The organism is Salinisphaera orenii subsp. halophila YIM 95161, assembly GCF_003732545.1.
Classification (GTDB): domain Bacteria; phylum Pseudomonadota; class Gammaproteobacteria; order Nevskiales; family Salinisphaeraceae; genus Salinisphaera; species Salinisphaera orenii_A.
Genome location: NZ_AYKF01000127.1, coordinates 1 through 11,296 on the forward strand (window position 1 = coordinate 1; position 11,296 = coordinate 11,296).

Genomic DNA, 11,296 nt, shown 5'->3' on the forward strand with positions numbered 1-11,296 from the left:
GCGGCAGATAGTCGTCCACGTTGAGCTCGTCGAGACTCAGATCGAAGCCGATCGCCGGCTGCGCGAAGTCCTCGACCCGGGCCGAACCCTTCACCGAGCTGTCGTCCAGCGTGGCGAGAATCTGCTTGAACTGCACGTGCTCGTTGCCGGCTTCGAACTGCGCGTCGAAACCGGCCGTCGACAGCGCTGCGTCGCGCTGCGTCGCCGGCGGCTCGATCTCGAGCTCACGCATGACCGTGCTCGGGTTGAACTCCTTGACCGTGACCCGACCCGAGTAGGCGGCCGCATCGCTGCCCAGATCGCTGCCGTCGACGTTCGCGTTGACGTTCAATCCCGCGGCCTGCAGGGCCATGTTCGACAGCTTGAAGCGTCCGGCGTCCACGTCGAACTCGCCGGCGCCGGTGAGGCTGGCCTGCTGGCGGCCGGCCGGCACCGCCTCGCCGGAGGCGATCACGTTCAGACTCAGATCGGAGAACCGGTAGAACTGATCCGCGATGCTGGGCTCGACCTGGGCGACCAGACTGACTTCGCCGCCGAGAGCGGCCTCCGGTGCCTCGAAATCGCCGCCGAATTCCAGCCGAACCGGCTCGCCGTCGGTCAGGCGGCCGGTCACGAGCTTGACGCCCGAGGCGCGGTAGTCGGCCCCGGTCGTGGCGTCGCGCCAGGAGACCGCGGCATCGCGGATGTCGATGGCGCCGATCTGCAGCGACGACAGCGAGAAACCGCCGTCGTCCGGCGCGGGATCGTTCTTCGGCTCGCTTTCGGCCGGTGATTCGCCGTTGCCCGATTCGGCCTGATTCCGCGTCAGATGCTCGCTGATGCTGGCCCAGTTGGTGCGGCCGTCGGCGTTGCGCGCCAGCCGCAGATTCAGCCCCTGCAGGCCGACCGTGCCCACCTCGATCTCGCGCGACAGCAGGGGCAGCAGCTTGATGCTGATCTCGGCGGCTTGCGCCGTCGCCATCGGCTCGTCGCCGAACCCGTCGGCGTTGGCCACGGAAACGCGCCCGAGCTCGACCCCCAGCCACGGGAACACCGACAGGCCGATGTCGCCGCTGATGTCGACCTCGCGGCCGATCTGATCCTCGATCGCGGCATTGATCTGCGGTTTGTAGTCGTTCGGGTCGACGAGCAGGGGCAACGCGATGGCCGCGGCCACGATCAGCAGGATCAGTACGCCGAGGACACCGAGCAGGATTTTGGCGACACGTTTCATGTGCGGGGCATCGTGGACGATGTGGAGGCGGGCCGCGACCATGCCGCACCCGGACGAAAAGACAACCGCGGCCGCTGCGGGTTCCATCGCGCGACCGGCCGGCGCGGGCGTTCTTGTACGCGCCTGGCCGACGCGCGTTATTCTAGCCCGCTTATCCCTACAGCCAAGTCGGTCCGCACTCGGCCCGACCCAACGCCATGCAGATCGAAGTCAACGGCGAACCGCAAGCGTGCGACAAGGGCACGACGATCGAACAGCTGCTCGATACGCTGGGCTACGGCACGCGCCGCGTCGCGGTCGAGCGCAACGGCGACATCGTCCCGCGCCAGGAATATCCGCAGACCGTGATCGACCCGGGCGACCGCCTCGAGGTCGTGCACGCGATCGGCGGCGGCCAGGCGATGTCGGAGGCCGACAGCCTGACGATCGCCGGGCGCCGGTTCGAATCGCGGCTGCTGGTCGGCACCGGCAAGTACGCCGATCTCGATCAGGCCGAAGCCGCGATCACCGCCTCCGGCGCGGAGATCGTCACGCTGGCGATCCGGCGCACGCCGGCCCTGTCCGATCCGGAGGCCGCGGCCAAGCGCAATCTGCTGGACGTGATCCCGCCGGAGAAGTACACGCTGCTGCCCAACACGGCCGGCTGCTACAGCGCCGACGAGGCGGTGCGCACTTGCCGCATGGCGCGCGAGCTGCTCGACGGCCACAACCTGGTCAAGCTCGAAGTGCTGGGCGACGAGAAGACGCTCTATCCGGACATGCCGGAGACACTGACCGCCGCGCGGCAGCTGGTCGACGACGGCTTCGAGGTCATGGTCTATACCAGCGACGACCCGATCGCGGCCCGCCGGCTGGAGGATATCGGCTGTGTGGCGATCATGCCGCTGGCCGGGCCGATCGGCTCGGGGCTGGGCATCCAGAACCGCTACAACGTCATCGAGATCGTGGAGAACGCCAACGTGCCGGTGCTCGTCGATGCCGGCGTGGGCACGGCCTCGGACGCGTCCATCGCCATGGAGATGGGCTGCGACGGCGTGCTCATGAATTCGGCCATCGCGCATGCGAACAAGCCGATCCTGATGGCCCAGGCCATGCGCCACGCCGTGATCGCCGGCCGTCAGGCCTTCCTGGCCGGGCGCATGCCGCGGCGCCGCTACGCCTCGGCCTCCTCGCCGATGTCCGACCTGCCCTTCTGAGCGCCTCGCGGCGCACGCGCCGCCACCGCGTCACGGGAACCTGCACGTGAACACGACGCCGCATCGCCGTATCCGCAGCTTCGTCCGCCGTGAGGGGCGCCTGACCCCCGGACAGCAGCGCAACCTCGACGCCCTGTGGCCGCACTACGGGCTCACGCTTCCGGCCGCGCCGCTCGACTGGGACGCGGTGTTCGGCCGGTCGGCGACGCGCACACTGGAGATCGGCTTCGGTGCCGGCGAGGTGCTCGCCGATCTGGCGATCGCGCACCCCGACGAGGACTTCATCGGTGTCGAGGTCTATCTCACCGGCGTCGGCCGGCTGCTCGGCGCGCTCGATGCCGCGGACGCGACCAACGCCCGCGTGTTCGCCGCCGATGCCGTCGATGTCCTGGCCGCCGCCTTCGGTCCGGCCAGCCTGGACAACGTGTTGCTCTATTTCCCCGACCCGTGGCCCAAGAAGCGCCACCACAAGCGCCGTATCGTGCAGCCGGCGTTCGCCGACGAGATCGCACGAGTCCTGCGCCCGGGCGGGCTCTGGCGCCTGGCCACGGACTGGGTCCACTACGCCGAGCACATGCGCGACGTTCTCGATGCGCACCCGTCGTTCTCGAACGCGGGCGACGCCGACGGCTACGTCAGCGCGCCACCGCGTGCCGGCACGCGGTTCGAATCCCGCGGCCGCCGCAAGGGCCACGCCGTCTTCGACATGGCCTATCGTCGCCGGGAATAGGGCCGACGGCGAGCGATCGCGGTGCAGGCCCAGGACGCGCGCCGTCATCGCCGATAACCGGGCGCCCACGTTGTGCCGGAGGATTCCGCCGTGGCGACGTACGCCATCCCCGCCGCGCCCAACGCCATGCCGGGCCGCGTCTTCGACTCACGCGCCGAGCAGATGGCACCGCTCTTGCAACACACGCGTCGGCTTCGGATTCGACGACTTCGGGCACCACGGCATGCGGCACGCGCACCCGCCTAAAGGCGAGTGGCAAGGCCGATGCAATGGATGTACCGTCGAAAAGAGTCGGCCGAGGGACACTGGGTCCGGAATGACGCGCGACCGGCGAACATGATCGGCGATCGCCGCCATCGCACGAGGCGAACGACACATGACAGAAACGGATAATGCGGCTTCGGCGGCCTCGGGCGAGACCGCGCACGGGCACGGCCCCCTCCTGTCGGCGCTCAACGTCGTCGACCGGGCGCTCGACTGGCTCGAACGCATCGTGGTCGCCGGCAGCGTGCTGGCGATGGCGCTGCTGATGAGCCTGCATGTGGTGAGCAACCTGCTGTCCGCCGGCCTGAACGAAATCGAGGCTTATCCAGGCCTGGGCTGGCTGACGCACGTCAATGCGGTGATTCCGAGCGGCATTCCCGGCACCTACGAGGTGACGGAAATGCTGATCGTGGTGATGACCTTCGTCGGCGTGGGCTATGCCGCCCGCTGCGCCCGCCATATCAGCATGTCGGCCATCTACGATCAGCTCAGCGGCGGACTCCGCAAGACGCTGCTGATCGTCATCAGCCTCGGCACGGCCGCGTTGATGTTCTATTTCGCGTTCAAGTCCAGCGAATACGTCATGACGCTGTACGACCGCGGTCGCACCAGTGCCGCGTTGGGCATACCGTACTGGACCGTCAATCTGGCCCTGCCGATCGGCTTCAGCCTTGCCGGCATCCAATACGTACTGACGACGATACGCAATCTGGTCAGCAACGATATCTATCGTTCGTTCACCGAGAAAGAAACGTACTCGGACGTGCCGCTCGACGATAGCGGCCGCCCGGCCGCGGGCGACCAGTCGAACGGATGAAGCCACTCACGCCCGAAAACGAGACCATGACGCGCAACGGGAGACGGGGATGCTGATCGGATTGGGGCTGGTCATGCTCGTGCTGCTGCTGCTCGGGTTCCCGATGATGGTGCCGCTGGCCGTCGGCGCGCTCTACATGATGTTCACAGGCATGACCTTCTTCGGCCCCGACCAGGCGGTGAGCTGGATGATCAGCGGCGTCGGCAGCTGGGTGCTGGCCGCAGTGCCGATGTTCATCTTCGCCGCTGACATTCTCACCAAGGGCCACACCGCCAACCGGCTGCTGGACCTGGTCGACGCCTTCACGCGCCACATGCGCGGCGGCCTGCCGATCACCACCGCGGCCTCCTGCGCGCTGTTCGGCGCGGTCTCGGGCTCGACCCAGGCCACGGTGGTCGCCATGGGCGGGCCGATGCGCCCGCGCCTGCTCGCCAAGGGCTATCCCGACAGCTTCGCGCTGGCGTTGATCATCAACGCCTCCGACATCGCCCTGCTGATTCCGCCCAGCATCGGCTTCATCGTCTACGGCGTGGTCATGAAGACCTCGATCGGCGACCTGTTTCTCGCCGGCATCCTGCCGGGCCTGCTGATCCTGCTGATGTTCGCGCTCTACTGCTATATCGGCGCGCGCATCAAGGGCATCGAACCGGAACAGCCCGCGAGCTGGAGCGAGCGGCTAACCGCCTTTCGCAAGACGATTCTGCCGCTGGGCTTTCCGGTCCTGGTGGTCGGCGGCATCTACGGCGGCTACTTCAGCGCGGTCGAGGCCTCCGCGGTGGCCGTCGCCTATGCGCTGCTCCTCGAGGTCGTGATCTACCGACAGGTCCGAATCCGCGATCTCGGTCCGCTTGCGCTGTCGACGGGCATGATCACCGCGGTCGTGTTCATTCTCGTCGCCGTGGGCGCGGCCTTTTCACAGGCGCTGGGCACCGCCGGCGTGCCCGATCAGATCCTCGGCCCGGCGATCGAGCACATTGGCGACAACCAGATCCTCGCCCTGCTTCTGATCGCCGCGGCGTTCTTCGTCGGCTGCATGTTCGTCGACCCGATCGTGGTCATCCTCATCCTCGTGCCAATCTTCAAGCCGCTGGTCCAGTCCGCCGGACTGGACCCGGTCCATGTCGGCGTGATCGTGACGCTGCAGGCGGCGATCGGCTCCGCGACACCGCCGTTCGGCTGTGACATCTTCACCGCGATCGCAGTGTTCCGGCGCCCATACATGGAAGTCATTCGCGGCACCCCGCCGTTCATCGCCATCCTGCTGCTGGCGACCTTCATCCTGATCCTGTTCCCGCAGATCTCGCTGTTCCTGCCGTCCCTCGGCGGGCAATAGCAGCGAGGGAAATCGCGGGCCAAGCGCGGCGGCTGCACCGGACGATATGCCATGGGTTCATCGCGATGCACCGGCCGGCTCGCTGCGGCGGCCGGCGGGCGGCCCTATGCATGGCGGGCGCGACGGCCGCTCGAAGACAGCCGCTCCCGGCGGCTTTGTGGCCTATCGGGCTGGCCGCCCGGAGCGGTCCTGGCGGGCAAGGCACGAGGGGCCCGTACGCCGGCCCGGGGGCCGCACGGCCGACCAAGACGAAGACCGAGCCGCATCGCGACCCGTGACGCCCGCGCAAGCACACCGGCTCCGAACACAAAAAAGCCCGGGGCGCGACGGAACCTTCCGCAGCGCCCCGGGCCTGCGACCAGGCGGATGGATCCCATCCGCCCGGCCGGTCGTCACCGCTTGAGTCGGAACGGCTCCTAGTCGGCGTTGCCCGACTTGTCGGTCTGCTCAAGCACGATATCGAGCGCCTTCTTGCCGCGTTCGCCGACATCGTCGATGAACGTCTGGCGGACCGGCTTGGCCAGCTCACGGAACTTGGCGCGCTCATCCTCGCTGAGTTCGATGATCTGGATGTCGCCCTTCTCCTTGATCGTGTCCAGGCGCTCTTCGTTGAACTTGCTCTGGATGTCGTGACCGACCTGCACCAGCTCGTCGGTCGTCTCCTTGACCATCTGCTTCTGCTCGTCGGACAGACCCTCATACCAGTCGAGGTTGCCCATGAAGTTCGCCACGAACTGCGATTGCTTGGCGAAGATCATGTAGTCCTGGACCTCGTAGAAGCCCATTTCCTCGTGCGCGAACACCGGCTGGATGTTGCCTTCGGCCTGACCCTGCTGCAGGGCGCTGTAGAGCTCGCCGTAGGCAATGGTGATCGGCGACGCGCCGTAGGCCTGATAGGTCGAACGCAGGAGACTGTTGTCCATGACCCGGATCTTGAGCCCTTTCATGTCCTCGGGGGTGCGGATCTCGCGGTTGGCGGTCCACACCTGATATCCCTCGGGCAGCGCCGACAGCGGCACCAGATTGCGCTCGCGGAAGGACTGCTGCCAGGCATCGCTCTGCATGAAGGCATCGGAGTTCAGCAGTTTGGCAGTCTCGAGCTGATCCGCCGGCATGACGAAGTTCAGGCTCATCAGCTGGCTTTCGGGCACGGTGCCCCCGAGAAAGCCGGAGCCGAAGCCGAGCTGCAGCGCGCCACCCTGGATCGCGTCGTAGAGCGAGGAATAGCTCGAACCCCATTCGCCGTAGGGCAGCAGCTGCACGGTGATGTCGCCGTCGCTCTGCTCCTCGATACGCTCCTTGAAGGCTTTGGCGTATTCATACTGGACGCTGCCCTCGATCTCCTCGAGGCCGACGCGCCAGGTCTCGGCGCTGGCGACGGTGGTCGCCGCGGCCAGCCCGAGCGCGAGGCCTGCGCCTAAAAAGGTACGGAAGTTCATATGGTCCCCCTGATGTGGAAGCCGATAAATGTGCCTTGTCACTACATGGCATCGGACAGACCCTGTCAAGCTGGCCGCACACGCCCGCCGCTCGCGCGTCCACCGCCCCGGGGTGGCCCCGTACGTCGGCTTCGGCCGGACACTGCTCATCGACTCGCCCTGTCACGACCGGATGCGCCGGCCTTGCAAAGCGGGCTCGGGGCCCGAGCGCGCGGCCGATCCGGGCGTCTTGCGCTGCGTGCACGATGCAGTCACAGTTGGCGGCCATGTCCATTCGACATCCCATCATCGCGGTCACCGGCTCCTCCGGGGCCGGTACGTCGACCGCGCGTGTCGCCTTCGAGCACATCTTTCATCGGCTCCGGATGAAGGCCGCCTTCGTGGACGGCGATGCCTTCCACGCCTACGAACGCGGCGAGATGGCCCGGGCCGTCGAGCGGGCGACGATCCGCGGCGAGAACTTCAGCCATTTCGGCCCCGGCGCGAACCGTTTCGACCGGCTCGAGACGCTGTTCGCCGAGTATGCCGCCAGCGGCGGCGGCCAGAGCCGACGCTATCTGCACGACGAGATCGAGGCGGCCGAATTCGACCGGGAACCCGGCACCTTCACCGACTGGGCGCCCGTGCCCGAGGACAGCGACGTGCTGTTCTACGAGGGCCTGCATGGCGGCGTGGTCACCGACCAGCACGACGTGGCACGGCACGTGGATTTCATGGTGGGCATGGTCCCGACCATCAATCTGGAATGGATCCAGAAGATCCGGCGCGACACCGACCAGCGCGGCTACGCGCCCGAGGACGTGGCCAAGGTCATCCTGCGTCGGATGCCGGACTATGTCCGCTACATCACGCCTCAGTTCTCGCGCACCGACATCAATTTCCAGCGGGTGCCGCTGGTCGACACCTCCAACCCCTTCATCGCGCGCGACATCCCGAACGACGACGAATCGATGGTGGTGATCCGCTTTCGCGATCCGAAGCGCTGGGCGGTTGATTTTCCGTATCTGCTGACCATGATCCAGGATTCGTTCATGTCCCGGCCGAACACGCTGGTGGTGCCGGGCACGAAGATGCGCATGGCCGCCGAGATCATCATCGGCCCCATAGTGGAACACCTGCTCGAACGGCGGCGCGCCGCCACCGCCGATCATCTCGGGCAACGCGGAGACCCCTGAACTCAATGCAGTATCGCAAACTCGGACGCAGCGACATCGACGTCAGCCGCATCGCGCTCGGCACCATGACCTTCGGCGAACAGAACACCGAGGACGAGGCCCACGCGCAGATCGACTATGCGCTGGATCACGGCGTGAACTTCATCGACGCCGCCGAGATGTATCCGGTGCCGCCGAAGGCGGACACCCAGGGCCGGACCGAGGAGTACATCGGTTCGTGGCTGGCCGCGACCGGCAAGCGCGACAGCGTGGTGCTGGCCAGCAAGGTCACCGGGCGCTCGCAGATGGACTGGATCCGCGACGGCTTCGAGACCCGGCTGACCCCGAGCCAGATCCGATCGGCGCTGGAAGCCAGCCTCGAGCGCCTGCACACCGACTATATCGATCTCTATCAGGTGCACTGGCCGGACCGCGCCACCAACACCTTCGGCCGGCTCGGCTACAGCCACCGGCCCGACGACGACGCGGTGCCGATTGAGGACACCCTCGGCGAGCTGGGCCGCCTGGTCGACGAGGGCAAGATCCGCTGCGTGGGCCTGTCGAACGAGACGCCCTGGGGCCTGATGCGCTATCTGCGCGCCGCCGAGAGCGAGAACCTGCCGCGGGTGGTTTCGATCCAGAACCCCTACTCCCTGCTCAACCGCAGCTTCGAGATCGGACTGGCCGAATGCGCCGAACGCGAGGACGTCGGCCTGCTGGCCTATTCGCCGCTGGCCTTCGGCATGCTCACCGGCAAGTATCTGGACGGCGCCGCCCCGGAGGGCGCCCGGCTGACGCGCTGGGAGCGCTTCTCGCGCTACACCAACGCCCGCGGCAAGCAGGCGACCGCCGACTATGTCGCCCTCGCACGGCGGCACGGCATCGATCCCGCGCAGATGGCGCTGGCCTACGTGAACAGCCGCAGTTTCCTGACCTCGAACATCATCGGGGCCACCACCATGGACCAGCTCGCGACCAACATCGCCAGTGCCGACATCGAGCTTTCGGACGAGCTGGTCGAGGCCATCGAGGCGATCCACGCCGCCAATCCCAACCCCTGCCCCTGAGAGCCTGCTCCGAGCGCGTGCTCACGGGATCGAGCGCCACCCGGCGCAATACGCATCGCACGCGTTGATGGGCGAGGTGCATGCACCGTGTCCGACGACAGCGGGCGATCGCACCGATGGGCCGCGTATCGGATGACGCGCATCGCGCTGATCCGACCTGCGCTCGACAGTGTGTGGTTACGTCGAAAACGGATAGTACTTGTTTCGCAGATACCCTCTGGGGGCCTGCTGCGGTTTCACCTCGGCCCCTGACCCGTGGCCATTCCGGCGCAAGACGAGGCGAGGCGAACGCCGGGGCGTCATCCCGCCTGACCGCACCGCAACGCCGGATCATGATGGAGCCGCACCGGGCCACGGGCTGAGCCGCGATTCACGCCCCGCCGCGTGGCACATCCCGGTCGGGGCCTGTCACGAGCGGCGACTCGCATCCGGTCTGGCGCGATTGCGTCCGGACACCGACACTGCCCTCGGTCCAGACGTCAACGGGCCCGCCGGGCCTCAGCCGCCGGCGACGTAGCGGTAATACTCAATGCCGGTATCACGAAAGCCCGGCTCGTCGGTCGTGCCGATATGGTCGACCACGAACTCGTCTCGGGCGGGCACCGGCTCGAAATCCACCGGCGCGCCGTCGTGGAGGACTACATACTGATCGGCGTCCAGATCCATCGGCGCGCCCAGCGCCGCGACGAAATTGATCCGGTCGGCGGCCTCGACCCAGCCCTCGACCACATGCATCGGCAGCGCCTCGGCGGCGTCACCGCTGCCGTAGCCGAGCGCCAGCCAGTGCTGGCCGGCCAGATCGAGGTCGTCGGCGCGCGCCTGCACTAACCCGGCCGCCAGCCAGGCCGGCAGCGCGGCGGTATAGAGATTGCCCAGGTCGCGCATCATCTCGCTGCCGAGAGAGAGCTTGTCCTCGACCAGCCGCTGCCAGAGCGGCGTGCCCCGCAGATGCCGCAGCAGCGTGGTGGACAGCGGAAAGGCGTCCTCGCCGCTCTGGCCAGACGCCACACGATCACGCATGTCCGGCGCCGCGCCGGCGGTCTCGGCGAACAGCGCATCGGCGTCCACGCCGGCGTCCGCGCAGTAGCCGGCGAGTTCGGCGCGGGCGCGGGCGTCGCCGTCGGCGAGCGCGAACAGATAGGCCATCGCCCAGCCCGAGGCCGGCATCTTGTGATACGGACGGTGCATGAACACGGCGTCGACCGAATGGAAATAGTCCGGGTGGCGCGTCGACTGACGCGCCAGCAGCGCGTTCATCGCATGGCGCGTGGCGTCGATGTAGCAGCTGGTGGAGTAGCGGCCGTTGAACACCGGCAGATCCTGCATCTGGCCGTCGGCGCGGCTCGGCTGATCGCGAAACCGGGCGAAGGGCTTGCGGAAATCGACCATGCGATAGTCCGAGGCGCTGCCGCTGCCGGCCAGATCGATCGCCAGCAGCCGCGGCTCGGACTCCAGCAGCATCGCCACCGCCCCCGCGCCCTGGGTGGGCTCGCCGGAGGAGCCGCGCTCGTATTCGGCGATGTCCGAGCACACCACGATCGCCTTGCGGCCGGCCCCGTCGGTGGCCAGATAGCGCAGCGCCCCCTTGATGCCGTAGACGCCGCCCAGACAGGCGTGCTTGTACTCCGGCACCTCACATTCGCGCGAGACCGCGGGCCGGCCGTGCGCGGCCAGCGCGTCCTCGAGCATGCCCTTGACGATCACCGCACCCGCGGAATTGTCGCTGCTGGATTCGGTGCCCAGGGCCAGATAGCCGATCTCCCGCGGGTCGATGTCGTAGGCCTGGATCAGCCGCCAGACGGCGTTCGCCGCCAGCGTGTAGACGCTCTGTTCCGGGCCGCGCATGCGAAAGCTGCGGCCGACGACGTTGCGCACCTTGTCCCAGGGCTGGCCGTTCCAGTCACACCAATCGGCGAGCTGCACGCGATACGGCGGCAGATAGAGTGCCAGTCCACTGATTCCAGGCATCGACATACTCACGGTTTCGGCCGGCACACAGCGGACACCGGCAGCGCAGTTCAGGCGGGCATGCTAGCAAATGCTGCACCCTGTAACGCGATCCGCCCCTGCCGTCATGGCGGGG

At 67.5% G+C, this 11,296-nt stretch carries 9 protein-coding genes; 6 read left to right on the forward strand and 3 right to left on the reverse strand.

The features are described 5' to 3' along the window. Positions 1-1,213: AsmA family protein (locus SAHL_RS15630; protein ID WP_184947762.1), on the reverse strand; the 1,213-nt coding region annotated here is incomplete at its 3' end. Between the two features lie 197 nt (positions 1,214-1,410). Here SAHL_RS15630 and thiS point away from each other — a divergent pair. The 4 genes from thiS to SAHL_RS15650 all read left to right on the forward strand — a co-directional run bounded on the left by thiS (position 1,411) and on the right by SAHL_RS15650 (position 5,553). Next, positions 1,411-2,409: a sulfur carrier protein ThiS gene (thiS, locus tag SAHL_RS15635; protein ID WP_123592353.1), complete on the forward strand. Its 999-nt coding sequence runs from the start codon at positions 1,411-1,413 to the stop codon at positions 2,407-2,409. A gap of 46 nt (positions 2,410-2,455) precedes the next feature. Then, a complete protein-coding gene (gene trmB, locus SAHL_RS15640; RefSeq protein WP_123592354.1) occupies positions 2,456-3,139 on the forward strand; it encodes a tRNA (guanosine(46)-N7)-methyltransferase TrmB in 684 nt (227 codons plus the stop codon). A 376-nt stretch (positions 3,140-3,515) separates the two neighbouring features. Further along, entirely contained in the window at positions 3,516-4,220 is a 705-nt protein-coding gene (locus SAHL_RS15645) for a TRAP transporter small permease (RefSeq protein WP_123592355.1), read from the forward strand. 49 nt (positions 4,221-4,269) lie between these two features. After that, positions 4,270-5,553: a TRAP transporter large permease gene (locus SAHL_RS15650; RefSeq protein WP_123592356.1), complete on the forward strand. Its 1,284-nt coding sequence runs from the start codon at positions 4,270-4,272 to the stop codon at positions 5,551-5,553. Positions 5,554-5,969: 416 nt separating this feature from the next. Here the strand turns inward: SAHL_RS15650 and dctP are convergent, their stop codons facing one another. Next, positions 5,970-6,992 carry a TRAP transporter substrate-binding protein DctP gene (gene dctP, locus SAHL_RS15655; RefSeq protein ID WP_123592357.1) on the reverse strand — a complete coding sequence of 341 codons (1,023 nt, stop codon included), beginning with the start codon at positions 6,990-6,992 and terminating at the stop codon, positions 5,970-5,972. 266 nt (positions 6,993-7,258) lie between these two features. On the opposite strand from dctP, the gene SAHL_RS15660 reads away from it, so the two are divergent. Together SAHL_RS15660 and SAHL_RS15665 are read left to right on the forward strand one after the other, a co-directional pair. Continuing rightward, positions 7,259-8,167, forward strand: coding sequence for a phosphoribulokinase (locus tag SAHL_RS15660; protein WP_123592358.1), 909 nt, complete (start codon positions 7,259-7,261; stop codon positions 8,165-8,167). Between the two features lie 5 nt (positions 8,168-8,172). Next, positions 8,173-9,213 (forward strand): NADP(H)-dependent aldo-keto reductase, encoded by a 1,041-nt coding sequence (locus tag SAHL_RS15665; protein WP_123592359.1) that lies wholly within the window; start codon positions 8,173-8,175, stop codon positions 9,211-9,213. Between the two features lie 498 nt (positions 9,214-9,711). Here the strand turns inward: SAHL_RS15665 and SAHL_RS15670 are convergent, their stop codons facing one another. Next, positions 9,712-11,181 (reverse strand): hydroxymethylglutaryl-CoA synthase family protein, encoded by a 1,470-nt coding sequence (locus SAHL_RS15670; protein WP_123592360.1) that lies wholly within the window; start codon positions 11,179-11,181, stop codon positions 9,712-9,714. Positions 11,182-11,296: the final 115 nt, after the last annotated feature.